This window comes from Amycolatopsis albispora (assembly GCF_003312875.1).
GTDB classification, from domain to species: Bacteria; Actinomycetota; Actinomycetes; order Mycobacteriales; family Pseudonocardiaceae; genus Amycolatopsis; species Amycolatopsis albispora.
The window spans coordinates 2,789,593-2,814,630 of the sequence record NZ_CP015163.1 but is presented as its reverse complement, the minus strand read 5'-3'; the positions used below and the strand labels follow the sequence as shown (position 1 = coordinate 2,814,630).

The following is a 25,038-nucleotide window of genomic DNA, read 5'->3' as shown; positions in this document are numbered from 1 at the left end:
GGCGTGACCGCGAATCGTGCGTGAGGGGGCTGTGGTGGTGATGGGAGCCGGGCCGCGGCGGGCCGTGCCGTTCCTGGACCGGGCCGAGCAGCGGGGAACGATCGGCCGGTACCTCGCGAGCCGACGTGAGCTGGACCTGCCCGGGCTCGTCTGCGTGCACGCCAGTGCCGGCCTGGGAAGCTACAGCCTCGCGGCGGAGGTGTACGAGGACTACCGCCGCGCCGAGGGCGACTGCCCCTACCTTGAGGTCCAGGCCGCGACCGCGGATGGCGAGGCGCTGCCGCTGGAGGACCTGCTGCGCCAGGTGCTGCGGGGCCTCGAGGTGCCCGAGCGGGAACTGCCCAGCAAAGACGCCGATCTGGCGCAGGCCTACCAGCTGCTCTCGGCGGGCCGCCGGTTTGTCTTGCTGCTCAAGGACGTCGTCGATGTCGCGCAGGTCGAACCCCTGATCCCCAAGGCGGCGCCGTCGGCGGTGGTGCTGGTGACCAGCCGCCGCGCGTTGCGCAGGCTCGCCGCGAGCAACTTCATGCTCGTGCAGTTGCCGCAGCTGCCCGCGCCGGAAGCACGCGAACTGCTGCTCGCCAGCCTCGGCCCGACGGCGGCGGAGATCGACGACGCGCTGCTGGACGAACTGGGGGAGCTGTGTGGCGGGCATCCGCTGCTGATCCGCCTGGTGGCGGCGCATCTGCTCGGCCGCGCGCGGGTGGCCGAACCGCTGGTCAACCGGATCCGCCAGTCCCGGGCGGCGTTGCTGGAACTGGACGTGACGCAGCCGGTGGCGTCCTCGATCAAGCTGGCCTACGACGGGCTGACGACCGAATTCGCGCGCGTGTTCCGCCGGGTGGCCTTGCTGCCCGGCCCCGATTTCACGGCGGAAGCGGCCGAGGTCGCCTGCGGTGGCGATGTCACGGAAATGCTGGACGAACTGGTCGACGCGTCCCTGCTGTACTACGACGACGCCCGTGGTCGCTACTTCTTCCACGCGCTGGTTCGCGAACACGCGAAACTGCAGGAGGAAACCGAGGACCGCGCCGAAATCCTCGAGCGGGTCGTCACGTGGTACCTGGCCGAAGCCGCGCGTCGTGATCTGGCGCTTTCCGGGCGCTGGCGGATCGGTGACGTTTTCGCGGAAGTGGAGAATTCCGGCAGGCCTGTGCCCACGCGGGACGAGGCGCTGGCGTGGTTCGAGAACGAATGGCGAAGTGTCGCGGCCTGTGTGGCCGAGGCGGTCAATGCCAGTCGGAACGACGTCGCCTGGCAGCTTTGCGTGGCGTTGTTCAAGTTCCTGCACATGCACGGGTACACCACGGCCTGGCTGGAAACCCACCGGATCGGCATCGAGGCGGCGGAGTTGGACAGCGAAGCGGGCTTCATGCAGCTGGCGAACCAGCGCGGTGCCGCGTGGATGGAAGTCGGTGATGGGGAAAAGGCCCGTGCCGATTTCGAGGCTTCGCTGGCCGTCGCGCTGCGCCTGCGGCACCACATGGGCATGCAGTCGAACACGGAATGGCTTGGCAAGGTGGACGCCAAGCAGCGGAAATACGCCGACGCGCACCGGCGCTACGACGAATCCGAGCGGATGGTCGACGAAGCGGGCGCCAACATCCCACCCGGCCAAGCGGTGCGCATGCGGGCTTTGCTGCATCTGCAGCACGCGCGGGCGTATCTGGGCGAAGGGAACGATGCGGCGGCTGTTGCTTCCGTGCGGCGTGCGCTGGAATTCTTCGACGCGACGGCGGGGGAGCGGGAAAACACCGCCAAATGCCAGATGGTGCTCGGCGAGGCCGCCGAGGACGCGCTCGCCGGTGCCGAGGCCTATCGGACGGCGGCCGAGTTGTTCCGTGCGGACGGGCTCAAGCGGCGTCAAGCCGAGGCATGGCACGGCATGGGCAGTCGGCACCCGGATCCCCAGGCCGCTCGTGAGGCACTGGAACAGGCGCGTGCGTTGTACGCCGAAGTCGGTGATCCACGGGCGGAAGAGATCGACCTCGGCTGAATCAGCCGATGATCAGCCGCACGGTCCGCGGGCCGAGCCGCACTTCGAATCCGGCGGGCAGCTCGCGGCCGGTGTCAAGCCAGGGCAGCAGAGCGGTGGCGGCCGTTTCGGTCAGTTCCGGCTGGTCGGCGTGGATCGTCGCGGTGCGCCCGTCGCGGGTGGTGACCAGGCAGTGGTCGTCCCGGAGGTCCACCACGAGACGGCAGGCGGGACGGTCGGCGAAGATCGCCTCGGCGGCGGGACCGTCCGGGTTCGTGAGGACGGCCGCCGCCAGTCCGTACAGATCGCGGCGGGGGTGGTCGTAGGCGACCACGAGGTCGGTCTCCAGCGGTTCCGGCGGGCCGCCGTGGGGTGAGCGCACGTCGGCGGGCCAGCGGTTCAGCACCACGGCTCGCGCTCCGGCCGGTTCCGCGCGTGCTCGCCAGGCGCGGACTTCCTGGTGCAGCGGGACAAGGTCCTCGGCCCGGTACGGGGACACGACGGCGGCGAAGTCCGGCTCCGGCTGGCGCATCAGGCCGTAGAAGACCTGCCGGAGCTGCCGCGCCGACGCGCCGGGCAGTGAGGTCACCAGCGGGCGTACCTCGTTGCGGTCAGGCGGTTTCGCGGCGCGGAGCTGAGGGGCGAGCGGCTGGTGCGGGTCGAGCCGCGGGGTGGTCCGGCCGAGGGCGCCGATCGCCGACTCCGCGACGACGTCGGCCTCGGGAAAGGACGCCAGCAGGGTGGGCTTGCCGAGGGCGGCGGCGTATCCGGTGACGGCGCCGTGGTCGCCGATGACCACGTCGGCGGCGAGCAGGGCCTGCTGCCAGCCCTGGACCGGCGGGACGAGGTGGAGCCCGGCTCGCAGGCAGTCGGCGAGCCAGAGCCGGACCTGGGCCGGGCTGTGGGCGTACCAGAGGTTGGGGTGCAGCGCGGCGGCCACGAGGTGGTCGCCGAGGTCGAGTTCGGCGAGCAGGCGGGCGATCAGGCCGGGATGCCTGCCGTACAACGATCTCGGCCCCCAGGTGGAGGAGACCAGGACGACGGTGGTTTTGTCGCTTGCGCCCAGTGCTCGGCGATAGGACCTGCGGGCGGGTTCGCTGACGACCAGCCGGTCGAAGCAGGGATCACCGCCGACGACCGCCCTGGGCACCGCGGCGGGCACGGCCTGGGCGAGACGGGCTTTCTCCTGCTCGTGGGCCAGCACGATCGCAGCGGGCGCCACGGAACCGTTGCGGACCAGCGAGGCGGGGGACAGGCCGTAGACGGAGCGGTTTCCGGTTTCCGGTTTCCGGTTTCCGGTTTCCGGTTTCCGGTTTCCGGTTTCCGCGAATTTAGTGTACCCAATTCCATGGGAAAGCACCGCCAGTGGCGCCGGAATGTCGTGCAGGTTCCCACTATTGTGTACCGAAATGGCGAGATCGAATTCGGTGGCCCGTGCCTGGTCCCACGGCAGCACGACGGCGCCGAGTTCGGCCAGTTCCCGCTCGACCCCGGCCTCGGCGGCGGAGGCGCCGGGGATCGTGCAGGCCAGTTGCACCCGCCGGTCGGAGTCGAAGACGGTGAGCAGGTCGTGCAGCCGGTTCAGCGCGGTGACGGTGTGCACCACGATCAGCACGGTCCGCTCGGCCCGCGTGGTGTTCCAGAGGTGGCTCTCCGGCCCGAACGGGACCTTGGCCCACTGGCTGGCTGACACCTGGTTGCTCCTGCGTGCTGACGATCTTCCCGCACACTACCCGCGCCCCGCGGTGGCCGGGTGGTGGGCGCGCCGGGACAGCAGGGACTGCAGCACGACGAGCCCGCCCAGGACCAGGACTGCGACGCCGATCACACGCAGCCCGGAGCCCGTGCCCGCGACGAAGGCGGTGACGACGTCGTGCGTGCGGTCCGGCGCCGAGGTGAGGGCCTGCGCCACGGTGTGGGCGTGGACGTCCGGCGGCAGTTCGGCGGTGAACCGGGCGGTGAGCACCGTGCCGATGACGGCGACCCCGAGCGCGCTGCCGAATTCGCGGGTGGTGGCCTGCAGCCCGGTGCCGACGCCGGTCTGGGACGGCGGCAGCGAACCCGCGATGACCCCGGACAGCGTGGGCAGCGCCAGCGTCACGCCGATCCCGGTCACCACCAGCCACGCCGCGTAGGTGACGTACGGCGTCTGCGTGTCGCTTGTGGACAGTCCGAGCAGGCCGCCGCCGACGGAGGTGAAGGCGAGCGCCAGGGTGGCGTCGAGGCCGATGCGCCGCGCCACCTGCCCGGCGTACCGCCCGCCGAGAATGAGGGGCACGGTCAGCGGGATGATCCCGAGACCGGTCTCCAGCACGCCGAACCCCTTGCCGTACTGCAGGAACGACGCGTTGACGTAGAACAGCGCGAACATGCCGAAGAACACCGTGGTCATGCCGAGGCACGCGCTGCGCAGCCCGGCGACGCGGAACAGCCGCGGATCGAGCAGCGGGTGCTCGGTCTTCAGTTCGACGAAGGTCCACGCGGTGAACAACACGGCGGAACCGGCGAATCCGGCCACCACGATCGTGCTGCCCCAGCCCGCCTCCGGGCCCTGCACGATGCCGATCAGCAGGGCGACCGACGCGCCGACGAACAGCAGCGCGCCCAGCGGGTCGAGGCGGCGGTCGTGCCGGGACGACACCGGCGCGATCCGGCCGGTGAGCGCGGCGAGCCCCAGCGCGAGCGGCACGGCGGCGGCGAACAGCCACCGCCACGAACCGCCGGACATGATCGCGCCACCGCCGACGTTGCCCGCGACACCGCCGATGCCGGTCATCGACGCCCAGGTCGCGATGGTCGCCCCTTTCCGCTCGGCAGGCACCGCGTGCAGGAGGACGGCCAGCGTGTTGGGCAGCACGGCCGCCGCGCCGATGCCGGTGAGCGCGCGCCCGGCGAGCAGCACGACCACGTCGGGCGCGGTCGCGGACAGCAGCGCGCCCGCGGCGAACAGCACCAGGCCGGTGAGCAGCACGCCCTTGCGCCCGAAGCGGTCACCGGCCGCGCCGCCGGGAATCACCAGGCAGGCGAAGAAGATCACGTAGGTGTCGACGATCCAGACCAGCGCGGACGCCGACGGGTGCAGGGCACTCGCGGCCAGCAGCGGCACGGCCAGATTGATCGCGGCGACCATGCCGACCACCAGCACAACGCAGGCGCACATGACCGCGAGCAGGCCACGGCGTGCCGGAGTGGGAAGAACATTCGAGGACATGGCCCCGACGCTAGGAATCAAGACACCTGCCTCGCCACGCAACTTTGGCAAGGAGTCTTTGCGCGACACGCAAACCAGGTGCGCTGTCCAGAGCCGACCGCGGCGGCGGTTAGGCTCGCGGCCATGCCGGACACGCAGTACGAAGACCTCCTCCGCCACGTGCTGGACCACGGGGCACGCAAGGACGACCGCACCGGCACCGGCACGCGGTCGATCTTCGGGCACCAGCTGCGGTACCGGCTGGCCGACGGTTTCCCGCTGGTCACCACGAAGAAGGTGCACTTCCGCTCGGTCGCCTACGAGCTGCTGTGGTTCCTGCGCGGCGACGCGAACGTGACCTGGCTGCGGGACCACGGAGTCACGATCTGGGACGAATGGGCCGCGCCGGACGGCGATCTCGGCCCGGTCTACGGCGTGCAGTGGCGCTCGTGGCCGACCCCGGACGGCGGGCACGTCGACCAGATCAGCGAAGTGCTGCGCACGCTGCGCGAAAACCCCGACTCCCGGCGGATCATCGTCTCCGCGTGGAACGTGGCCGACATCCCGCGCATGGCGCTGCCGCCGTGTCACGCGTTCTTCCAGTTCTACGTCGCCGACGGCCTGCTGTCGTGCCAGCTGTACCAGCGCAGCGCCGACCTGTTCCTCGGCGTGCCGTTCAACATCGCCAGCTATGCGCTGCTCACGCACATGCTCGCCGAGCAGGTGGGGCTCGGAGTGGGCGACTTCATCTGGACCGGTGGCGACTGCCACATCTACGACAACCACGAGGAGCAGGTCCGCACGCAACTCGCCCGCGAGGCGCGTGCCTTCCCGACGCTGCGCCTGAAGCCGGCGGACAGCCTGTTCGACTACAGCTACGAGCACATCGAGGTCGAGGGCTACGACCCGCATCCCGGCATCAAGGCACCGGTGGCGGTGTGATCGGGCTGGTCTGGGCGCAGGCGGCGAACGGTGTCATCGGCCGCGACGGCACGCTGCCGTGGCACCTGCCGGAGGACCTCAAGCACTTCCGCACGCTGACCGCGGGCGCGACCGTGCTGATGGGCCGCCGCACGTGGGAGTCGCTGCCGCCGCGGTTCCGGCCGCTGCCGGGCAGGCGCAACCTCGTGCTGTCACGCACGCCGCAGGAAGGCGTGGAGACCTTCGCGGACCTGCCCGCGGCGCTCGCCGCGGTGTCCGGGGACGCCTGGGTGATCGGCGGCGCGGCGGTCTACCGGGCGGCGCTGCCGTATGCGGACCGGATCGTGGTCACCGAGATCCGGGAGTCATTTGACGGCGACACGCACGCGCCCGAGGTCGGGCGCGCGCCGGATTCGGCCGGGGAGTGGCAGGAGTCGGCGAGTGGCCTGCACTACCGCTTCCTCACCTGGACCGGAACCGGCGCACAGCCGGACTAGCTTGAGTTTTAACCTGTTCGTCGTGGTCGAGGTGTGCTCGTTTTGGTGTTCTTGCTGTGCTTGGGTTTTCGGGTGTTCGTGCTGGTGACGGTGTGGACGTCGTGGCGTGGTGCGGGTCGGTGATTGGGTGTTCCGGCGGAGCGTCCGGGGCCGGGCCGTGAGGGTTTCGGGACACCGGCGGGACAGGTGAGTTGTGGGCGCAGGTTCCGAAACCCTCGGCGGACTCTGGCCGGGGTGAGCCGCTGGGCTGGTCGGGGTTTCTCCCAGGGGCGGCGCAGGTCGGCGGTGAGGTCGCGGGTGAGGCGGAGTTGGGTGTAGGCGGTGATCAGCAGCCAGGTCCAGCGGTCGGCGGCCTCGGGTGAGCGGAGTTTCGGGGTGGTCCAGCCGAGGGTTTGCTTGAGCATGCGGAAGGTGTGCTCGATGTCGAAGCGGCGCAGGAACGCCTGCCAGGCCAGATCGACCTCGGCCTGGTCCAGGCCGGTGCCCGAGTGCCAGAGCCACACAGGTTTCGGGATCGCCCCGGAGGGCAGACGCTGGACCTGCAACCGGATCACGGTGCCCTCGATGATCGGCAGGGCGCCGTTGTGGCCGGCCCAGGCGATGCGGTGGGTCAGCCGTGGATGCAGCCGATCCCAGGCCCGGATCAGCGCGGGACCATAGAGCCGGGTCGTGGTGTCGGTGACGACATCAGGCTCGCCCCAGGTGTTCGGGTCGCCGAAAGCGAACTCGTCACCGTGGCGGCGGGGCCTGCCCATCGTGCCGGGCGGCTGCGGCGGGACCGGGCGATGCAGCACCCGATCGGTGCGCATCCGCACCAGCACGGTGATCGGAAGATCGGCCAGCACATGGGCCAGGCGGGGACCGTCGTAGCCGGCGTCGGCGACCAGCAGGATGTGCGGGTCTCCCGGCCGCCAGTGCCCGGCTGCGGTCAAGCGGTCCACCACGCCCCGGATCTGCCGGGCGGTCACGCTCGCGGCGTTGTCGCCGGGCGCGAGCCGGACCGCGTCCAGCGGCGCGGTCCACGAACTCCGTCCCGCTTCCAGCGCGACGACGACGGAGTAAGGCCAGCCGGGCACCATCATGTGCTGGTCCTTGCCGCGGCCGTAGGTGTGACACAGGACCCGCTGCGGACACGTGTGCGCCTCCGGGCGCAGCCAGCAGGTCACATCCACCGCCAGCACCAGCCGCCCGTCCGCGGCACGCGGCAGCGACACGCTGGTCAGCGCGGTCCGCAGCCGGTTGACCTCGACACGACCCCGCGCCAGCGCGGCATAGCCACTGCCATGACCACGGCGATGCTCACCGGCCAGCGATAACTCCGCGACCGACCGCACCGGCCCGTCAGCGCACAACACCGCGTCGGCCAACTCGAACAACGCGTCCGCCCGCCGGGTCAGGCACCGGTAGAACTCCTGCCGGAACACCGACAGCTCCCCGGACGCACCGGCGTCACGGGCGTGATGCACACTGATCAACTGAAGCCCTTGGTCTCGATCTTCCTCTGTCGCAAGAAGAAGGATCACCCAAGGGCTTCACTCATGATCAACAGGGGTCACCGCCGACCACTCAGGCGTTAAAACTCAAGCTAGGGGGTGTCACGAATGTGGCTTTCGAGACGTTCTGCGTCTCGAAAGCCACATTCGTGACAGCTGGGCAACGCGCGGGCAGGCCTGCCAGGGAGTCACGCCGAACTGGAGAGAACGCGCCGCCTGGACACGAATGTGGCTTTCGGGGCCGAATTCGCCCCGAAAGCCACATTCGTGTCGCGTGCCAGGCTCCGGGATCACGCCGTCAGGGCGTCACGCCGAACTGGTTTGCCAGGTCGGTCAGCATGGCGTTGGCGCCCTGCAGGCTGACCGCGGTGAACCAGGTGGTGTCGTTGGCGTCGACCACCTTGCCCTTGAGCGTGCCCCACAGCGGGTTCGCCTGGAACTTCGCCTTCGGGTCCTCGGCGTTCTTCGTCTCGTCCTGGTAGGCCGACACGAAGATCATGTCCGCGTCCAGCTTGGTGATGTCCTCCTGGCTGAGGTCCACCGAGATCTTGTCCTTGTTGTCCGGCTGCCCCTCGGGCCTGCCGAGACCGGCGTCGGTCATCACGATGCCGGGATAGGAGGCGCTGCTGTACAGGCGCACGGTCGGCTCGCCCTCGACGAACCGGACCACCGACACCTTGGGATCCTTGCCCAGCTTGGCCTTGATCTCGTCACCGATCCGCTTGGCGCGCTGCTCGTACTCGCCGATCTTCTGCTCCGCCAAGGCCTCCTTGCCCAGCGCCTTGGCGAGCATGCGGAGGTTTTCCTTCCACGTACCGCCGGTGGTCTGGCTGAAGATGGTCGGCGCGACGTTGGTGAACTGCTCGTAGAACTTCTCGTGCCGCACCTTCGCCGAGACGATCAGATCCGGCTTGATGTCGTAGAGCTTCTCCACGTCCGGGTTCTCCAGCGGGCCGACCTGCTGGGCCCGCTCGCCGTACCGGCGGCTGTCGCCGAGGTAGTCCGGGAGCGTGTCGTAGTTGCGGTACTTCGTGTACGCCACGACGTCCGTCTCCAGCGCGAGCGCGGCGTCGACGTAGCTGGAGTCCAGCGCCGCCACCGTTTTCGGCTGCTTCTCCAGTGTGGTCGCCCCCATCACGTGGTCGATGGTGCGCGGGTAACCCGCGTCGCCGCCCGCGTTCTGCGGCGTGGCTTCGTCGCCACCGCTCCCGCACGCGGTCAGTGCCAGCAGTGTGGTCACCGACAGCGCGAGCGCGGTTCGCCAAGGTCTCGTCATGGGGACACTCTCCCTGCGGTTAGGCTTGCCTAAAGGACCTTAGGCTGACGTCCGTCCGATGTGGAAGTCGGAGTAACCCAGATGACAGGAGCGCCGGTGACGGTGGTGGCCACGGCCGGTCTCGCCGGTCCCCGACGGCGCCGGCAGCGCCGGCAGCGCCGGGTGCTCGGCCTCGTGGTGCTGGTGGTGCTGCTCCTGGCGTTGTGCGCGGCCAGCGTCATGTTCGGTACCCGCACGATTCCGCTGGGTGAGGTGTGGACCGCGCTCGTCCGTCCGAACGGGACGGAACTCGACATCATCGTGCGGTCGCTGCGCGTGCCGCGCACGCTGATCGGCGTGCTGGCCGGGCTCGCCCTGGGCGCGGCGGGCGCGCTGATGCAGGGCCACACGCGCAACCCGCTGGCCGATCCCGGGCTGCTCGGCGTGACGCAGGGCGCGGCCTTCGGCGTGGTTTTCGCGGTGGTCGTGCTGGGCGCGAACGGGCTGTACGGCTACATCTGGTTCGGCTTCGCGGGCGCGATGATCGCCAGCGTCGCGGTTTTCCTGCTCGGTGCGGCGGGCGGGCGCGGCGCCACGCCGGTCACGCTCGCGCTCGCCGGTGCCGCGGTGAGCGCGCTGCTGTACGGCCTGATCGCGGCCGTGGTGCTGGGCAACGACCAGGGCATGGAGATCTACCGGTTCTGGCGGGTCGGCTCGATCGCCGGGCGCGACTTCGCGGTGACCGGGCAGGTGCTGCCGTTCCTGCTGCTGGGCCTGGTGCTCGCGGTGGTCAACACGCCGGGCATGAACACGCTCGCCCTCGGCGAGGACGTGGCCACCGCGCTCGGCCAGCGGGTCGGGCGCACGCGCGCGCTCGGTGTGGTGGCGATCACCCTGCTGGTCGGCGCCGCGGTCGCGGCCTGCGGCCCGATCGCCTTCCTCGGCCTGGTGGTGCCGCACCTGGCGCGGGCGGTCACCGGCCCGGACTACCGGTGGCTGGTGCCGTTCTCCGCGCTGCTCGGCGCGGCGCTGCTGCTGGCCGCGGACGTGCTGGGCCGGGTGCTCACCGGCGACAGCTTCGAGGTCGGCATCCTGCTGGCGATCCTGGGCGCGCCGGTGTTCATCGTGCTGGTGCGGCGGAAGGGACTGGCCAGGATATGACGCGCAAGGTGGTGGCGGCCGGGCCGCTCGCCTGGACCGTCCGGCCGCGCGCGGTCGCCGTCGCGGCCGGGGCGGCGCTGCTGCTGGTGCTGGTCGCCGCGATCAACATCGGCCTCGGCAGCTCGTACATCGCGGTGCCCGACGTGCTCGAGACGTTGTTCGGCGGCGGCACCGCGCGGGAACAGGGCATCATCTTCGACCTGCGCCTGCCGCGCACGCTGACCGGCATCCTGGTCGGCGCCGCGCTGGGGCTGTCCGGCGCGCTGTTCCAGTCGCTCGCGCGCAACCCGCTGGCCAGCCCGGACGTGCTCGGCATCACCTGGGGCGCCGGCGCGGCCACGGTCGCGGTCATCGTGCTCGGTGGCTACCGGGGCCAGGTCAGCGGCGCGGTGAGCGCGCTCGGGGTGCCGCTGGCCGGGCTGCTCGGCGGGATCGTCGCCGGGGTGCTGCTCTACGCGCTGTCGTGGCGGCGCGGCATCGACGGCTACCGCATGGTGCTGATCGGCATCGGCCTGTCCGCCATCGGTTACAACACGGTGTACTGGCTGCTCACCGTCGGTGACGTCAACGACGCCGCCCGCGCGGTCACCTGGATCGTCGGCAGCCTGTCCGAGACCAGCTGGGACGCGGTCGGCCCGGTGCTGCTCGCGCTGGCCGTGCTGGTGCCGATCGCGCTGGTCTGCGGGCACACCATCGGCGGGCTGCAGTTCGGCGACGAGACCGCGCGCGGCCTCGGCATCCGGGTGGACGCGGCCCGCGGCACGCTCCTGCTGCTCGGCGCGGCGCTGGCCGCGGTGGCCACCTCCGCGGCCGGGCCGATCACCTTCGTCGCGCTGGCCACGCCGCAGATCGCGCTGCGGCTGACCCGATCCGCGCAGCCGCCGCTGGTCGGCTCGATGGTGCTCGGCGCGCTGCTGACGGTGTCCGCGGACCTGGTGACCCGCCTGCTGCTGCCGGAACTGCCGGTCGGCGTGCTCACCGCGATCCTCGGCGCGCCCTACCTGATCTTCCTGTTCGTCCGGAGCCGCCGGGAGGCACGAGCGTGACCGACATCCGCCTGCGAGCCGAGTCGCTGGGCCTCGGCTACGGCGACCGCGTGGTCGTCGACGACCTGGACCTCGACGTGCCCGACGGCACGATCACCGCGATCATCGGGCCGAACGGCTGCGGCAAGTCGACCCTGCTGCGGGCGCTGGCCCGGCTGCTGCGGCCGGTGTCGGGCACGGTCCTGCTGGACGGCAAGCAGATCAGCAGCCTGCCGACCAGGGAGGTCGCGCGGGTGGTCGGCCTGCTGCCGCAGTCACCGCTCGCGCCGGAGGGGCTGACCGTGGCCGACCTGGTCGCCCGCGGCCGCCACCCGCACCAGCGCTGGTACCGCCAGTGGTCCTCGGCCGACGAGGGCGCCATCGAGCGCGCGCTCACCCTGACCGGCATGGCCGAGCTGGCCGACCGCCCGGTGGACCACCTCTCCGGCGGGCAGCGCCAGCGCGCCTGGATCTCGATGACCCTGGCGCAGGAAACCGATCTGCTGCTGCTCGACGAGCCGATCACCTATCTCGACCTGGCCCACCAGATCGACGTGCTCGACCTGGTGCACCGGCTGCACACCGAGCGCGGCACCACGGTGGTGATGGTGCTGCACGACCTGAACCTGGCGGCCCGGTACGCGGACACGCTGGTGGCCATGCGCGAGGGGCGTGTCATCGCGCGGGGCGCCCCGGCCGACGTGCTCACCGAGCCGTTGCTGGACGAGGTGTTCGGCCTGTCCGCCAGGGTGATCCAGGACCCGGTGTCCGGCACCCCGCTGGTGGTGCCGATCAGCGCGCACCTGGTGTGATCAGCCGGCGCGGCGGCGCAGGACCTCGACGCCGTCGCCGGTGAGTTCGTCGCAGTGGGCACCGCGCCCGGTCATCGCCATCACCAGCGCCAGCGTGCTGCCCGAGACGAGGGTGCCGGAACCCGTGGTGAACGGGCCGTCGGTGGCTTCGAGGCGCAGACCCTCGATGCGGCCCTTGGCGACGACCACCTGGTCGGTGCTCGCGTAGTACTCGGCCAGCCGGGTGAGCGTGCCGATCGGGTGGTCGCGGCGGCTGCCGAGCGGGCGCCGGATGTCCTCACCGTGCACGATCACCTCGCCGAGCATCGCCAGCACGGGCAACGGCGGCTTGGTGCGGCTGGTGATCACGTTCCGGAACCTCGCCAGGGTTTCGGCGCCGTCCGCGCCCAGCTGCTCGGCCAGGCGCATGGCCACCTGCTGGTCGAAGTCGAACCGGCAGCGGATCACGCCCGCCAGCCAGCGGACGGCGTTCAGGCTCGCCGCCGCGGTGAGGTGCGCCAGCACTTCCCGCACGGTCAGCCCGTCGCACAGGAAGGGCGTCGCCCACTGCGCCTCGCTCAACGGCGCGAGGTCTTCGGCCAGTGCCGCCCGCTCGGCGTGGATGAGCGGCCACACCTCGTTCTTGTTCTTGGTCATGCAGGTGAGACGCCGCCGCTGGGGCAGAATCGTCGCTCATGGGCGAAGATCTTCCGGACGACCTGGTGAAGGCGCGTGACGGTGACCACAGCGCGTTCACCCGGCTCGTGCGGCCGATGCGCGGTGAGCTGCACGCGCACTGCTACCGGATGCTCGGCTCGGCCCACGACGCCGACGACGCCCTGCAGGAAACGCTGCTCCGGGCGTGGCGCGGGCTCGCCGGTTTCGAGGGCCGCAGTTCGCTGCGGACCTGGCTGTACACGGTGGCTTCCCGGAGCTGCCTCGACCTCGCCGAACACCGTGGCAGGCGAGCACTGCCCGTCGACTTCGGACCGTCCGGCGCGCCGGAGGGCGTCGCCTGGCTCGGACCTTATCCTGGCGATTTCGAGGCGGGTCCCGGCGCGCGTTACGAGCAGCGGGAGGCCACCGAACTCGCCTTCGCCGCCGCGTTGCAGCACCTGCCCGCCAACCAGCGGACCACGTTGCTGCTGTTCGACGTCCTCGGTTTCGCCACCGCCGAGATCGCCGGGATGCTGGGCGTCTCGGCCACCGCGGTGAACTCCGCGCTGGCCCGCGCGCGGCGCACGATCGCGGCGAAGGGCCCGGCCGAAAGCCAGCAGCGGACGCTGCGGAAACTGGACGACGAGGTGGTGCGCGCCCGCGTCGCGGGCTTCGCCGACGCGCTGGAACGCGGTGAGGTCGAGCGGCTCGTCGCGCATCTCACCGAGGACGTCACCTGGTCCATGCCGCCGCTCCCGGAGTGGTACCGCGGGATCGACGCGGTCACCGCCTTCGCCGTCCGGGTGCCGATCACCGGCTGCGGCCAGTGGCGCTGCCTGCCGATCACCGCGAACGGCCAGCCCGCCGTGGCGTGCTGCCTGCGCGACGACGGCGACACCGCGTACCGGAGCTGGTCGATCAACGTGTTCACGTTGCGCGAGGACGGTATCGCCGCGATCACCTCGTTCCTCGGTCCCGAGCACTTCGTCCACTTCGGACTACCCGCGTCGCTGGAGTAGGCGCCTTCCGGTCAGGGTCCAGCACACGCCCCACAGGAGGAAGAAAGGCGACCACAGCAGCAGGTCCCACCACGCCAGGGTGTGCGCGAGACCCGGCGGGACCGGGCGGATCCCGGTCAGCACCAGTGCGTCACCGGCGAAGCCGAAGCCGGCGGCCCCCCAGCGCCCGGGCGATCATGGCGATGCCGATGATCCACGCCAGCACCCCCAGCAGCCGGTGCGGGACCCGCCACGGCCGCACCGCGGCCAGCGCGACGAGCACCCCGGCCACCGCCGCGCTCGCCAGGATCCAGTGGCTGGCCACCAAAAGCGGGTCGCGGGCCAGCAGCCGGTCCCGCAGCGACGGCGGCAGGGGATCCTTGTCCGCCAGTGCGTTCGCGCCCAGCGCCTGCGCGAGCTTCATGCTCCCGTAGGCCGTGGCGCAGGCGGCCGCGCCGTACGCGCCGATCCGCGTCAGCTCAGGCACGGCGGGTCCGCACCGCGTAGGTTCGCACCGTTTCCGCGGTCAGGCCGAGCAGGACGAGGCCGAGCACGCCGTGGTACCAGCGCCAGCCCACGCCGATACCGGCGAATCCGTCGACGACCATGATCCCGGCGCCGTACCCGATGGCGAGCAGCACCGCGCCCAGCACGCCCAGCATGAGCGGCCTCGGCACGCGCCTGCCGGTCGGCACGACGGTGAGCAGGACCAGGCCCGCGCCGAGCACACCGGAGGCGGCGGCGAACCACTGCGCCACCGCGGCGTCGAGGAAGTAGGCCGAGCTTTCGGCGGCGGAAACCGGTGGCCCGCCGGGGAAGCCGAGGCGGTCCTGGACGGCGAACGCGGCCTTGCCCACGGCGTAACCGAGGAACAGGGCGGCCAGCACGCAGGCCGGCCACCGCCGGGCGTCGGGAGATCTCACGCCCGCAACGCTAGGAAACGGGCGGCGCCCGGCACTCCCCATCGGGAGGGAAACGGCTCACCCCTGCGGTGGAACTCCGCGTGAGCTGCTTCACAGCATGTCAGGATTTCCGCCGGAGCGGTGTCTTGTGCTCGAACCTCTCAGCAAAGGAGACACCATGGGCGGGAACATCGAGGTGGTTGTGCTCGGCGGCGGTTATGCCGGGGTGATGGCGGCCAACCGGCTGACGCGGCGTGACGACGTGACGGTGACCGTGCTCAACCCGCGCCCGGAGTTCGTGCCGCGGCTTCGGCTGCACCAGCTGGTGGGCGGCACCCACGATGCCGTCGTCGGCTTCGACGAGGTGCTGGCCGACGGCGTCCGGCTGGTAGTCGACAGTGTGACGCGGATCGACGCGGTCGCACGCACGGTGACCCTGGCCGAAGGCGGCAGCCTCGGTTACGACCACCTGGTCTACGCGGTGGGCAGCGGCAGCGCGGGCCCGCGGGTGCCGGGGGCGGCCGAGCACGCCTACCCGGTGGCGACCTACGAAGCGGCGCAGCGGCTCCGGTCGGTACTGCTGGACACGCCGAAGACGGCGCCGGTCACGGTGGTTGGCGGCGGCCCGACCGGCATCGAGACCGCGTCGGAACTGGCCGAGCAGGGCCGTGCCGTCACGCTGGTGTGCGGTGGGGTGCTCGGCCCGTACCTGCACGCCCGCGCCCGGCGCACGGCCCGCAAGTACCTGGCGAAGCTGGGCGTCGAGGTCGTAGAAGGCCCCGGCACGGCGGTCACCGCGGTGACCGGGGAGGCTGTGGAACTGGAGGACGGCCGGACGCTGGCGAGCCGGGTCACCATCTGGACCGCCGGCTTCGGCGTGCCGGATCTGGCTTCGAACAGCGGGTTGCGCACCGATGCCGACGGGCGGTTGCTCACCGACGAAACCCTGACCAGCCTCGATGACGAGCGCATCGTCGCGGCGGGCGACTCGTCGGCGCCGTCCGGCCTGCCGTTCCGGATGAGCGCCTACGCCGCGGGCTGCCTGGGCGCGCACGCCGCCGACACCGTGCTGAGCCGGATCGCGGGGGAGCGGCCGCGGCCGATCGACCTGGCGTTCCCGGCCATGTGCGTCAGCTTCGGCCGCCGCGCCGGGATCTTCCAGCTCGCGAACAAGAGCGACGTCGCGGTGCCCGTCTACTTCACCGGGTTCGCGGGCAAGAAGCTCAAGGAGTTCTCGTGCGAGGCCAGCGTCAAGCACCTGGTGACCGAAGCACGCAAGCCGGGTTCGCACCACTGGCCCAAGGATGGCAAGCACCGGCCGCGGTTGTTGCGGGCGCGGCAGGATCAGATACCGGTCGCGTAGGGGAGATTCATGGACAGCGCAGATCGCACGGCGGAGGCGACGGAGACCTTCGTGGCCCACCGCGGGCTGCTGTTCACCGTCGCCTACGAGATGCTCGGCTCGGCGGCCGACGCCGACGACGTGCTGCAGGAAACCTGGCTGCGCTGGGTCGCCGTCGACACCTCCGCCGTCGGCGACCCGCGCGCGTACCTGGTCCGCATCACCACCCGGCAGGCGCTCAACCGGCTGCGGTCGGTGAAGCGCCGCCGGGAGGCGTACGTCGGTTCGTGGCTGCCGGAGCCGCTGCTGACCGCGCCGGACGTGGCGGCCGACGTCGAACTCGCGGAAAGCGTGTCGATGGCGCTGATGCTGGTGCTCGAGACGCTGAGCCCGACCGAACGGGCGGTTTTTGTGCTGCGTGAGGTGTTCGGCTTCGGCTACGACGAGATCGCGGACGCGGTCGGCAAGACCTCCGGTGCCGTGCACCAGATCGCCCACCGCGCCCGCCGCCACGTCGAGGCCCGCCGGCCGCGGCGATCGGTCACCGCCGGCCAGGCCGAGGCGGCGGCCGCGGCGTTCCGGCGGGCGCTGGAAGGCCGGGACCTGCAGGGCCTGCTCGACGTGCTCGCCCCGGACGTGGTGGCGATCAGCGACGGCGGCGGGATCAAGCAGGCCTCCCCGCGGCCGGTTGTCGGCGCCGGGAAGGTGGCGCGGTTCATCGTCGGCGGCCTCACCAAGCACGACGTCGTGGTCACCGCCGTCCCGGTCGCCGTCAACGGCGGCCCGGGCCTGGCCCTGCACGCGAACGGCGAACTCGACGGCGTCATGGCGCTGCGGGTCGAGGAGCACCGCATCACCGGCCTGTACTACGTGCGCAACCCGAACAAGCTCACCCACCTCGACGCCGAAACCCCGCTGACCCTGCTGTGACCCGGTCCGTCAGCGGTCGAAGCCGAGGTCGCGGAGGAAGGCGTCGCTGTCGCTGACCGGTTCGTCGTGGTGGACCGGCGCGGGTGCGGTGCCTTCGTCGAAAACGGTGCCCAGTGGTTCCTCGGGTTCGGCGGTCGCCCGGGGCCGGGGCGCCGGGGCCGGCTCGGTGAGCAGGTGCGCGCCGGGGCCGAGTGCGGTCGCCGGATCGACCGCCGGACCGGCGTGGGCGCGCACGATCTCCAGCTGACGCCGGGCCGCCCTGGCCGCTGCCTCCTTCGCGGTGGTGGTGAGCAGGCGGCTCAGCCCGGCCGCGTCCATGCGGAGTGCCTCCTCCCGGACGGTGATCTCCTGGATCGTGCCGCCGGGACCGGCCACCACTGCGACGGTCCCGTTCGGGGAGGTCGCGGTCACGCGCAGCGCGCCGATCTCCCCGTCTGCCCGGCCGAGCCCGGTCAGCAGGCGCTCGTTCTCGGCCTTGCGCTGCTGGATCTTTTCCAGTTGCCAGCGCATTTCCTCGATCAGATCGGGATTGCTCCGCACTTGACACCCCTCACCGCGTGCGTTTGCTGAAGCTGAGGATGCGGCCGGTCGCCTGGGTACTGGACTCGCTGGTGCACTGGTACCCGAAGGCGGCGGCCACCTGGACGATCAGCTGGTCCGACAGGGAGTAGAGCGAACTGATCACCGCGGTGCGCGGTCGCCCGTTGAACTCCCTGGCGAGAAAGCCCGCCTGGGCCGAGGCCGGGAACAACCGCGGTGCGTAGAAAACGATCGGCAGCAGGACGACCACGGCGGTGAAGGTCACCGACGCGGTCACCCGGAGATCGAGGAACAACGCGATCACACCGAACGTCCCGCCCAGCACCACCAGCAGTCCCGGCACGAGGAAGTGCAGCACGAACGGGCGCACGCGCGCGGAGGACCGCAGCGGCGGCCGGTGGTCACCTCGCCCGATGAGCAGCAGCTGATCGCTCGGATCGGTGCACTGCCACACCACCCGTTCCCCGTGTTCGGCGGCCACGGCGTCCACCTCCCAGCGCGGGAGCTTCGCCTCGCGCAGGCTGATCCACACCGGTTCCCGCGCGGTGATCCGCTTGACCAGCCACTTCCGCCGCGCTGGGCTGGACGTGGCCCGCCGGCCTTGGTAACCCGGCTGCCCGGCCAGGCCGAAGGTGAGCTGAACCCGCCCTGAACCGTGGTGCGTCGTCGAATCGGCGCAGGCGTAGCCGAGTTGCGCCGCCAGTCGCACCAGCAGCTCCGGGGAGATCTTGAACTGGCTGGGCAGCACGGTCACCGGTGTCCGGCCGTCGAACTTCGACAGCGCCGCGCTGATCCGGTACGACCGGCCGCGGGCGTACCAGCCGAAGACGAGCGCCGCGCCGAGCAGTACCTGGACGCCCAGCGAGGCGAACAGCACGGGCAGGCCCACAGTGTCCAAATAGGCCAGTGCGAGCGCGTTCGAAAGAACCAGGGCGAGCAACAGGAAGAGGCCGGACAGGGCGAGCGTGTGCGGATTCACCCGGCGCCGGACGATCAGCGCCCGCGGCTCGGCCACCGGACGGCGGCTGAGCAACAGGACCTCATCGGTCTGGTCGCCGGCGCCGCCGGCCACGTGAAACCCTTGCCGCGCCGCGACTTGCCCGGCCTGGGCCCGGGACAGCCCGACGTCGCGCAGGCTGATCCACGCGAACTCCCGGTCGCCGAGCCGCCGGTGCAGCCGCTGGGCCGCGGCGGGCGTCACCATGGCGGGCGGTGTCATGGTCTCGCGCTGCCGACCCGGATCGAGTTCGCGACGCGCACCGCCGCGGTCGCGATCTCCGCCTGCCGCTCGCCGGTGTCGGCGGAGACGGACAGCACCACGAGCCCGCGGCCGCCGGGAGTGGGCAGGTGGAAGTCGATCCGGAAGACCGGCCGCGTGCCCCGGTCGTCCGGAAACCGGAACTCCCCCTCGGTCAGCACCGCGATGGCCGGGCCGGCGGCCAGCGTGATCGGCCGGATCTGGCAGGACGGCCGCCGCTCCCGCAGCGACCGGCCCAGCCCGGCGACCGCTTCTTCCCGGGGTTCCGGCAGCACACCGCCGAGCGGGCGGAGCATCAGCGTGAGCGAGGCCAGCGCCGGATCCGGGTCGCCGACCGCGAACTTGCCGAGCAGCCGCACGCCATGGGGGCCGGTCCAATCGGCCACTCGCGCCAGGTGGAAAGCCAGCTCGGCGGCCGTGACACCGGTTCGCGGGGCCAGTTCCCCGGCGAGCGACCGGATGCGGTCCGCCAGCGTTTCCGGGTTCCCGGCCAAGGACAGGCCGGTGAAGCCGGGTGGGACGGTCAGGCTGATCCGCGGTGTGGTCATCCAGCTCACTCCCAGACCTTGTCGCGGCCGCGTTCGTGGCCGCGTCCTGGCCGCTGATCTGCTTCGTGGCCCTGCTCGGCGGCGTTCCAGAACGCCGTCGCGGCGGGGGAGAGGAACGACAGCGCGCCTTGTCCCGGATCCTTCGGCACCCAGTAGTTCAGGAAGTCGTCCACCGGGCTCTCCCACGGGACGTCCGTGGCCGCCGACATGCCCTCGCCGGCGAACTGGCTGGCCAGCAAGCCGTATCCGGCGCCCTTGAGCACACTGGTCGCCGGTACCCCGGAGGGGGCGAACACCCCGGCCACCGAGGTGAGCGCGCCGAGTCCGTCGTAGACCAGGGTTTCCGGGGCGACCTCGGCCCCGGCCAGCTTCGCCGTGGTGTGCCCGGCCAGCGCGCCCAGGCTGAACCCGGCGGACACCGCGCCCACGATCGCCCCGGCGGGCTCCGGGACCACGTCGCTGAGCACACCGAGCACGTTGCCGATGTCGCCGGCCACGTCGGAGACCTTGGCCACGACGTTCGCGTTGTCCTGGACGAAGTTCTCGATCGCCCCGTAGGCGTCGGCGACCGCGTTCACGGTGTCCGTGGTCAGCTCGCCCAGCGCGTCGAACGCCTTCTCCAGCAGGCCTGGCTCGTCCGGGGCGAGTTCGGTGGCCTGGCGGAGCAGGGCGGCGGTTCGTTCGGCGAGCTGACCGTGCTGCTCCAGCAGCCGCCGGGCTTCCTCCTGGACCGCGGCGCAGCCGTCGATGGCTTCCTGGAGCCGGCGGGCGGCGTTGTCCAGTAGCTGCTGCGCGACCTGGAGCGACCGCTGGTCGGAGAAGGTCTGGTTGGCCAGGGCGAAATCCGGGTTGCCCTGGGCGGCTTCGGCCGCCGCGGCGGCCTGTCTGGCCTTGGCTTCCAGGTCGACCGCGCGGCGCTGCAACTCCGTGAGATCCCGGTGCCAGTCGTCGAGTGCGGCGGCCGCCTGCGTCATCGACCGCGCGGCCGTGTCCAGGTACTCCGGCAGATCGCCGACGCGACGGGCGAAGGCCTCGCTTCCCTCCCCCGCCCAGATGCCTTCCTGGCGGACGATCTGGTTGATGGCCAGCAGTGCGTCGGCGAGGTCACGACCGACCACGCGGTACTTTTCGGCGATTTCCCCGATCACCGCCGGCTGCCCCGGCGCGGGGTCGAAACCGAGTGCGCCGAAGCCGGCGGGGGCGCTCATCGGCCACCACCCAGGAGGTCGCCGAGGCCGCCGGTGTACCCGCCGCCGACCGGCCCCTCGTCCAGGTCCGGCCCGCCGGCCGGAGCGGCCGGCGGCCGGTTCTGCTCGGTGATCAGCGGCGGTGGCTGCGGGAAGAGCCTGGCGTGTTCTTCCTCCAGCTCGCCGTACTTCCGCTTGGCCACGTCCAGTCGTTCGGTGACGCCGGCGGCGGCCTCGCCGAGCTGGGCGAGCCCGTACTCCCAGGTTTCCTCGAACCGCCCGCCCTCCTCGGCCAGCGTGGGGTTGCCGAGCAGGCCGAACGCCTGCGCGCCGGCGAGCTTGCGGTTGGCCTCGCCGATGCGTGCTGTCGCGGATTCGAGCTGCCCGATGAGCTTGCCCAGCGCCTCGATGTTGACGGCGTATCCCTCTGCCATGACCCCTCCCGCGGGCCAGCATAACCACGGGGAGCGACAGAGTGGTGCGAAATCAGTGACCGCTCTCGTGTCGATCAGGGGTGGGTGATCGTGGTCAGCCAGTTCGCCGCCAGGTCGGTGAGCAGTGCGGCGCCGCGGTCGTTGAGATGGATGTGGTCGACGAGCAGCGCCCTGCCGCCGCTGCGCGCGACCTCGTCCCAGCTCTGGCCGAGCACGTAGTGCCGCGTCGCCGCGGTCAGCGCCAGTGGGAAGGAGAAGTCGTACGGCTGCCGCGTGCTTTCCGGGCCGAGGAGGCCGAGCATGCGCTCGTGCACCGGCACGTAGTCCACGCCCGCCCGCGTCGCCGTCTCCTTGATCACCGTGTTGTACCCGGACAGCTTGTGGTTGATTTCCGTGCTCAGGTCCTCGCCGAGCGGCGGCAGTGACAGCAACGCGATCCGGGCGGTGGTGGCGGACCTGAGCCGCTCGGTGATCGCGGTGAGGTCGGCGCGGTACCGCTCCAGCGGCGTGCCGTCGCGGGCGTCGTTGGTGCCGACGAGCACCAGCACGGCGGCCGGGTGGCAGGCCACGACGTCGGTGTCCAGCCGGGCCAGCAGGTCGGCGGCGGTGTCGCCGTTGTGCCCCGCGTTGACGAACTCGTAGCCGCCGAACTCCGGTCTGCCGCGCAGCGCGCCGACCCAGTCACCGCCGAGCGTGCCCTGGGTCATGCTGGCCCCGGCGCCGACCACGGCGGGCCGGGCCGTGGTCCCGCCGCAGGCCTCGGCGGGCGTGTGCTCCGGTGAGCGCAGGAAAGCGAGATGACCGGCGGTGCCGATGGTGCCGAGAACGGCGACCAGCAGCAGGCCCGCGGCCACGAGAACGCGCTTCCTGGTGAAGATCCGCTTGCGCACGACGACGTGCTCCCTTCCAAGGTTGGTGAGTGCTCACTAACCATAGTTGGTGAGCACTCACCAACCTGTCAACGGGGCACGGTCAGCAGGTGTGCCGCGGTCCGCGCCGGGTCTTCGATGTTCGGCGAGTGCCCGCAGCCGGGCAGCAGTCGGATCGTCGCGCCCGGGACGGCGCGGTAGTCCGCGGCCGAGGAGGGTCGCCACCTGCGGTCTTCCTCGCCGAAGAGCACCAGCAGCGGCTTGCCCAGCGGCGCCAGCCGGTCCGGAAGGCTCCGCTCGTCCAGGTACGCGCGGACCGCCCGCGAGGTCTCCGCGAACGTGTGGAGGTCGATGTCGCGGAACTGGTCCACCAGCGACCGCGGGATCCGGTACCCCGGCGCGAATCCGGTGCTCATGGCCTGGCGCAGCTGCTCGTCGCTCAGGTCCGCCGGTGCTGCCGCGCCGCCGGTGTCTTCGCCCAGATAGGCGGCCATGTCGGGGCCGGTGTTGATCAGCACGACCGCGCTCACCAGGCCGGGGCGTTGCTCGGCCAGCGACGTGGCGACCGTGCCGCCGCTCGAATGCCCGGCGACGACGGCCCGCGCGACGCCGAGCCGGTCCAGCACCGCGGCGGCCCGCCGAGCCTGGTTCGCGACCGCGTAACTCGCGTCGCGTGGTTTGGCCGAGCGGCCGCAGCCGAGCAGGTCGATCCGGATGACGTGGTGTGCGTCAGCCAGGAACGGGACCATCGGGTCCCACGAGCGCGCCGACACGGCGGTCCCGTGGATGAGCAGCAGTGCGGGCGCGTCACGCGGGCCGTCCTGGCACACGTGGATTTTGCCGTCGTCAAAGGAAAGGAACGATTCTTGGGCAGGCGAACTCATGCGTGCACTGTGGTGACCCTTGCCGTCCCGTGGCTTGAACAAATGTTCCGCCGGTCGTGCGTAACATCGGGTCATGGGGGTTGACGTGCTGTGGGACATCGCCCGCCCGAAGCGGCCCGGCCGGGTGCCCGGGGTCGCCATGGCCGGGTTCGGCGACCGCGGCCGGACCCCGCCCGGCCTCCGGTTGATCCCGCACCCGGCCGTGACGCTGCTCCTGGTGCTGGGCGGCACGATCGCCGCGGAGGACACCGCCGGACGGCAGTGCCGGGGCAGCTTTGCCACCGGGCTCGGCTTCGGCGACCACTTCCGCGTGCGGCACGCGGAAGGTTTCGAATGCCTGCAGGTGCGGCTGTCACCGGTGGTCGCGCACGCCGTGCTGGGGCCCGCCGCGGCCGAGCTGACCGAGGCCGTGCCCCTGGATGCGTTGTGGGGCAGGGAATCGGCACGGCTCAGCGAGCAGCTGAGCGCGCTCGCCTCCTGGGACGACCGCTTCGCGTGGACCGACGCGTGGCTCGCCCGCCGATGCGCGGCAGCGGTCCGGAGCCGGGCCCGGGTGGCCCCCGAGGTGGCGTGGGCCTGGCACCGGATCGTCGCCGGCCGCGGCCTCGTCCGGATCGAGCGGCTCGCCGCCGACCTCGGCTGGAGCCGGAAGCGCCTGTGGTCCCGGTTCCAGGCGCAGCTCGGCAGGCCGCCCAAGCACGCGGCGAAACTGGTCCGCTTCGACCACGCCGTGCACCGCCTGGTCGCGGGCCAGGCCGCGGCGGGGGTCGCGGCCGAAGGCGGTTACGCCGACCAGTCCCACCTGCACCGGGACGTGGTGGCGTTCACCTCGCGGACCCCCGCGACCGTCGTCGACGAGCCGTTCCTCGCCATCGACGACCTCGCCTGGGGCTGGCCGGGCCCGGGGTCAGTGACCGGCCACGCTTTCCACCAGCTCCGGGTGCCTGCCGCCCTTCGCCCACGGCAGTGAGCCCGGCTTGCGGGCTTCGCGGCGGATCTTCGCCACGCCGAGCTTGCAGGTCAGCTCCTTGTACGCGGCGGCGAGACGGCCGCCGAAGTGGAAGTTCAGCGTGGTGTCGTCCTTGCGGGCGAACTGCCGCACCCCGCCGTGCCTGCCGAGGCTGACGCACGAGCCGACGAACGCCACGTCGAGCTTCGGCGGCTCGGTGCCCGCGATGCGGTTGAGCACGGTGTCGACGGCGTGCGCGCCCAGCGGCGCGGCGATCTGGCAGCTCATCCGCAGCGGCCGGCCCGAGGGCGCGGCGGCGTCCCCGGCCGCGACGATCCGCTCGTCGTCGAGGCTGGTCAGCGTCTCGTCGGTGAGCAGGCGGCCGACGTCGTCGGTGCGCAACCCGCTCGCCGCCGCCAGGCCGGGCACGCCGAAACCGGCCGCCCAGATGGTCAGCGCGCTCGTGCGCACCTCGCCGCCCGCGAACACGACGGCGTCCGCCCGCACCTCGCGGACCTTGGCCTCGACCACGGTGACGTCGTGCCGGGACAACCACTTCGCCGTGGACCGGCGGGCCGCCACGCTCAGTGACGGCGCCAGGGTCCCGCCACTCACCAGCGTGACATTGCGCCCTTGCTCGGCCAGCTCCGCGGCCGCCTCGATGCCGGTCAGCCCGCCACCGACGACCGTGATCGGCGCGTCCGGGCGTAGTCCGGCCAGCCTGGTGCGCAGCTCCTGCGCGGCTTCCAGTTCGGCCATCGAGACGGCGAATTCGCGTGCGCCGGGCACCGAGGACGGCACCGCGCCGGTGCTGCCGACCGCGTAGACGAGGTAGTCGTAGTCCAGCACGCGCCCGGAGGCCAGTTCGACCGAGCGGGCCGCGGGATCGATGGCCGTGGCACTGTCGACCACCAGCCGGACGCCTTCGCCGAGCAGCTCGCGGAAGTCCACTGTGGCCTCCCCGGTGCCGGCGACGTACTGGTGCAGCCGGATCCGGTCGACGAACGAGGGCCGGGGATTGACCAGGGTGATCTCGACGTCGTCGCGCTGGCGCAGGCGGTTGGCCGCGAGCGCGCCGGCGTAACCGCCGCCGAGGACGACAACCCGGTGGGCTTTCCGGTGTTCGGGCATGGGGTGGCTCCCTTGTCTGGAGTGGATGGGGTCTCACCAGTCCGACAAGGCACCGCCGCGGAATGTGAGGTGACCGGCCCGCCTCACATTTCGCCGCGCTG

Annotated in this window: 25 protein-coding genes; 10 read left to right on the top strand and 15 right to left on the bottom strand. The window is 71.7% G+C overall.

Features of this window, described 5'->3' with window-relative positions:
- The first annotated feature begins 16 nt into the window (after positions 1-16).
- Entirely contained in the window at positions 17-1,996 is a 1,980-nt protein-coding gene (locus A4R43_RS13065; protein ID WP_162788455.1) for an NB-ARC domain-containing protein, read from the top strand.
- Between the two features lies 1 nt (position 1,997).
- Here A4R43_RS13065 and A4R43_RS13060 read toward each other — a convergent pair whose 3' ends face one another.
- Both A4R43_RS13060 and A4R43_RS13055 read right to left on the bottom strand, forming a co-directional pair.
- The gene (locus A4R43_RS13060; protein WP_113692590.1) at positions 1,998-3,668 is read right to left on the bottom strand and encodes a hypothetical protein; all 1,671 of its coding nucleotides are present in this window, start codon (positions 3,666-3,668) and stop codon (positions 1,998-2,000) included.
- A gap of 36 nt (positions 3,669-3,704) precedes the next feature.
- Positions 3,705-5,135: an MFS transporter gene (locus A4R43_RS13055; RefSeq protein WP_113692589.1), complete on the bottom strand. Its 1,431-nt coding sequence runs from the start codon at positions 5,133-5,135 to the stop codon at positions 3,705-3,707.
- A gap of 174 nt (positions 5,136-5,309) precedes the next feature.
- On the opposite strand from A4R43_RS13055, the gene A4R43_RS13050 reads away from it, so the two are divergent.
- Positions 5,310-6,107, top strand: coding sequence for a thymidylate synthase (locus tag A4R43_RS13050; RefSeq protein WP_113692588.1), 798 nt, complete (start codon positions 5,310-5,312; stop codon positions 6,105-6,107).
- Positions 6,104-6,583 carry a dihydrofolate reductase gene (locus A4R43_RS13045; protein WP_113692587.1) on the top strand — a complete coding sequence of 160 codons (480 nt, stop codon included), beginning with the start codon at positions 6,104-6,106 and terminating at the stop codon, positions 6,581-6,583. The genes A4R43_RS13050 and A4R43_RS13045 overlap by 4 nt, the downstream gene beginning before the upstream one ends.
- Before the next feature lie 8 nt (positions 6,584-6,591).
- On the opposite strand, the gene A4R43_RS13040 is transcribed toward A4R43_RS13045, so the two are convergent.
- Positions 6,592-8,049: an NF041680 family putative transposase gene (locus A4R43_RS13040; RefSeq protein ID WP_236809205.1), complete on the bottom strand. Its 1,458-nt coding sequence runs from the start codon at positions 8,047-8,049 to the stop codon at positions 6,592-6,594.
- A 325-nt stretch (positions 8,050-8,374) separates the two neighbouring features.
- Positions 8,375-9,352: an ABC transporter substrate-binding protein gene (locus tag A4R43_RS13035; RefSeq protein WP_205215321.1), complete on the bottom strand. Its 978-nt coding sequence runs from the start codon at positions 9,350-9,352 to the stop codon at positions 8,375-8,377.
- Between the two features lie 96 nt (positions 9,353-9,448).
- On the opposite strand from A4R43_RS13035, the gene A4R43_RS13030 reads away from it, so the two are divergent.
- The 3 genes from A4R43_RS13030 to A4R43_RS13020 are packed head-to-tail and all read left to right on the top strand — an operon-like array spanning position 9,449 to position 12,329.
- Positions 9,449-10,492 (top strand): FecCD family ABC transporter permease, encoded by a 1,044-nt coding sequence (locus A4R43_RS13030; protein ID WP_113692585.1) that lies wholly within the window; start codon positions 9,449-9,451, stop codon positions 10,490-10,492.
- Positions 10,489-11,538: a FecCD family ABC transporter permease gene (locus A4R43_RS13025; RefSeq protein ID WP_113692584.1), complete on the top strand. Its 1,050-nt coding sequence runs from the start codon at positions 10,489-10,491 to the stop codon at positions 11,536-11,538. The genes A4R43_RS13030 and A4R43_RS13025 overlap by 4 nt, the downstream gene beginning before the upstream one ends.
- On the top strand, positions 11,535-12,329 hold the full coding sequence (locus A4R43_RS13020; RefSeq protein ID WP_113692583.1) for an ABC transporter ATP-binding protein: 795 nt from the start codon (positions 11,535-11,537) through the stop codon (positions 12,327-12,329). The genes A4R43_RS13025 and A4R43_RS13020 overlap by 4 nt, the downstream gene beginning before the upstream one ends.
- Here the strand turns inward: A4R43_RS13020 and A4R43_RS13015 are convergent, their stop codons facing one another.
- The gene (locus A4R43_RS13015; RefSeq protein ID WP_113692582.1) at positions 12,330-12,965 is read right to left on the bottom strand and encodes a maleylpyruvate isomerase family mycothiol-dependent enzyme; all 636 of its coding nucleotides are present in this window, start codon (positions 12,963-12,965) and stop codon (positions 12,330-12,332) included.
- A gap of 38 nt (positions 12,966-13,003) precedes the next feature.
- Here A4R43_RS13015 and A4R43_RS13010 point away from each other — a divergent pair, with 38 nt between their 5' ends.
- Positions 13,004-13,984, top strand: a complete 981-nt coding sequence (locus A4R43_RS13010) for a sigma-70 family RNA polymerase sigma factor (protein WP_113692581.1) — start codon at positions 13,004-13,006, stop codon at positions 13,982-13,984.
- Between the two features lie 130 nt (positions 13,985-14,114).
- On the opposite strand, the gene A4R43_RS43255 is transcribed toward A4R43_RS13010, so the two are convergent.
- The gene (locus A4R43_RS43255) at positions 14,115-14,450 is read right to left on the bottom strand and encodes a hypothetical protein (RefSeq protein WP_205215319.1); all 336 of its coding nucleotides are present in this window, start codon (positions 14,448-14,450) and stop codon (positions 14,115-14,117) included.
- Positions 14,443-14,886, bottom strand: a complete 444-nt coding sequence (locus A4R43_RS13000) for a hypothetical protein (protein WP_205215318.1) — start codon at positions 14,884-14,886, stop codon at positions 14,443-14,445. The genes A4R43_RS43255 and A4R43_RS13000 overlap by 8 nt, the downstream gene beginning before the upstream one ends.
- Positions 14,887-15,043: 157 nt before the next feature.
- On the opposite strand from A4R43_RS13000, the gene A4R43_RS12995 reads away from it, so the two are divergent.
- Together A4R43_RS12995 and A4R43_RS12990 are read left to right on the top strand one after the other, a co-directional pair.
- Positions 15,044-16,228: an NAD(P)/FAD-dependent oxidoreductase gene (locus tag A4R43_RS12995; protein ID WP_113692579.1), complete on the top strand. Its 1,185-nt coding sequence runs from the start codon at positions 15,044-15,046 to the stop codon at positions 16,226-16,228.
- A 9-nt stretch (positions 16,229-16,237) separates the two neighbouring features.
- Positions 16,238-17,137 (top strand): RNA polymerase sigma-70 factor, encoded by a 900-nt coding sequence (locus A4R43_RS12990; protein WP_113692578.1) that lies wholly within the window; start codon positions 16,238-16,240, stop codon positions 17,135-17,137.
- A 9-nt stretch (positions 17,138-17,146) separates the two neighbouring features.
- Here the strand turns inward: A4R43_RS12990 and A4R43_RS12985 are convergent, their stop codons facing one another.
- The 7 genes from A4R43_RS12985 to A4R43_RS12955 form a co-directional block, all read right to left on the bottom strand.
- The gene (locus A4R43_RS12985) at positions 17,147-17,677 is read right to left on the bottom strand and encodes a YbaB/EbfC family nucleoid-associated protein (protein WP_236808954.1); all 531 of its coding nucleotides are present in this window, start codon (positions 17,675-17,677) and stop codon (positions 17,147-17,149) included.
- A gap of 10 nt (positions 17,678-17,687) precedes the next feature.
- On the bottom strand, positions 17,688-18,896 hold the full coding sequence (locus A4R43_RS12980; RefSeq protein WP_162788454.1) for a hypothetical protein: 1,209 nt from the start codon (positions 18,894-18,896) through the stop codon (positions 17,688-17,690).
- Complete coding sequence (locus A4R43_RS12975) at positions 18,893-19,483, bottom strand: hypothetical protein (RefSeq protein ID WP_162788453.1); 591 nt, start codon at positions 19,481-19,483, stop codon at positions 18,893-18,895. The genes A4R43_RS12980 and A4R43_RS12975 overlap by 4 nt, the downstream gene beginning before the upstream one ends.
- A 5-nt stretch (positions 19,484-19,488) precedes the next feature.
- Entirely contained in the window at positions 19,489-20,691 is a 1,203-nt protein-coding gene (locus tag A4R43_RS12970; protein ID WP_113692575.1) for a putative T7SS-secreted protein, read from the bottom strand.
- Positions 20,688-21,104: a hypothetical protein gene (locus A4R43_RS12965; protein WP_113692574.1), complete on the bottom strand. Its 417-nt coding sequence runs from the start codon at positions 21,102-21,104 to the stop codon at positions 20,688-20,690. The genes A4R43_RS12970 and A4R43_RS12965 overlap by 4 nt, the downstream gene beginning before the upstream one ends.
- 74 nt (positions 21,105-21,178) lie before the next feature.
- Positions 21,179-21,994 (bottom strand): SGNH/GDSL hydrolase family protein, encoded by an 816-nt coding sequence (locus A4R43_RS12960; protein ID WP_113692573.1) that lies wholly within the window; start codon positions 21,992-21,994, stop codon positions 21,179-21,181.
- Between the two features lie 68 nt (positions 21,995-22,062).
- Positions 22,063-22,857 (bottom strand): alpha/beta fold hydrolase, encoded by a 795-nt coding sequence (locus A4R43_RS12955; RefSeq protein WP_113692572.1) that lies wholly within the window; start codon positions 22,855-22,857, stop codon positions 22,063-22,065.
- A 73-nt stretch (positions 22,858-22,930) separates the two neighbouring features.
- Between A4R43_RS12955 and A4R43_RS12950 the strand changes: the two genes are divergently transcribed.
- The gene (locus A4R43_RS12950) at positions 22,931-23,827 is read left to right on the top strand and encodes a helix-turn-helix domain-containing protein (protein WP_205215317.1); all 897 of its coding nucleotides are present in this window, start codon (positions 22,931-22,933) and stop codon (positions 23,825-23,827) included.
- Here the strand turns inward: A4R43_RS12950 and A4R43_RS12945 are convergent.
- On the bottom strand, positions 23,765-24,937 hold the full coding sequence (locus A4R43_RS12945; RefSeq protein ID WP_113692571.1) for an NAD(P)/FAD-dependent oxidoreductase: 1,173 nt from the start codon (positions 24,935-24,937) through the stop codon (positions 23,765-23,767). The two genes, A4R43_RS12950 and A4R43_RS12945, sit on opposite strands and share 63 nt — an antisense overlap.
- Positions 24,938-25,038: the final 101 nt, after the last annotated feature.

What these genes read in the sequence shown, in the direction of transcription:
- A4R43_RS13055 (WP_113692589.1), bottom strand. Translation starts at nt 5,135, where the DNA reads ATGTGCGCCTGCGTTGTGCTGGTGGTCGGCATGGTCGCCGCGATCAAT.
- A4R43_RS13050 (WP_113692588.1), top strand. Translation starts at nt 5,310, where the DNA reads ATGCCGGACACGCAGTACGAAGACCTCCTCCGCCACGTGCTGGACCAC.
- A4R43_RS13035 (WP_205215321.1), bottom strand. Translation starts at nt 9,352, where the DNA reads ATGACGAGACCTTGGCGAACCGCGCTCGCGCTGTCGGTGACCACACTG.
- A4R43_RS13025 (WP_113692584.1), top strand. Translation starts at nt 10,489, where the DNA reads ATGACGCGCAAGGTGGTGGCGGCCGGGCCGCTCGCCTGGACCGTCCGG.
- A4R43_RS13015 (WP_113692582.1), bottom strand. Translation starts at nt 12,965, where the DNA reads ATGACCAAGAACAAGAACGAGGTGTGGCCGCTCATCCACGCCGAGCGG.
- A4R43_RS13010 (WP_113692581.1), top strand. Translation starts at nt 13,004, where the DNA reads ATGGGCGAAGATCTTCCGGACGACCTGGTGAAGGCGCGTGACGGTGAC.
- A4R43_RS12995 (WP_113692579.1), top strand. Translation starts at nt 15,044, where the DNA reads ATGGGCGGGAACATCGAGGTGGTTGTGCTCGGCGGCGGTTATGCCGGG.
- A4R43_RS12990 (WP_113692578.1), top strand. Translation starts at nt 16,238, where the DNA reads ATGGACAGCGCAGATCGCACGGCGGAGGCGACGGAGACCTTCGTGGCC.
- A4R43_RS12980 (WP_162788454.1), bottom strand. Translation starts at nt 18,896, where the DNA reads ATGACACCGCCCGCCATGGTGACGCCCGCCGCGGCCCAGCGGCTGCAC.
- A4R43_RS12975 (WP_162788453.1), bottom strand. Translation starts at nt 19,483, where the DNA reads ATGACCACACCGCGGATCAGCCTGACCGTCCCACCCGGCTTCACCGGC.
- A4R43_RS12970 (WP_113692575.1), bottom strand. Translation starts at nt 20,691, where the DNA reads ATGAGCGCCCCCGCCGGCTTCGGCGCACTCGGTTTCGACCCCGCGCCG.
- A4R43_RS12965 (WP_113692574.1), bottom strand. Translation starts at nt 21,104, where the DNA reads ATGGCAGAGGGATACGCCGTCAACATCGAGGCGCTGGGCAAGCTCATC.
- A4R43_RS12955 (WP_113692572.1), bottom strand. Translation starts at nt 22,857, where the DNA reads ATGAGTTCGCCTGCCCAAGAATCGTTCCTTTCCTTTGACGACGGCAAA.
- A4R43_RS12950 (WP_205215317.1), top strand. Translation starts at nt 22,931, where the DNA reads ATGGGGGTTGACGTGCTGTGGGACATCGCCCGCCCGAAGCGGCCCGGC.
- A4R43_RS12945 (WP_113692571.1), bottom strand. Translation starts at nt 24,937, where the DNA reads ATGCCCGAACACCGGAAAGCCCACCGGGTTGTCGTCCTCGGCGGCGGT.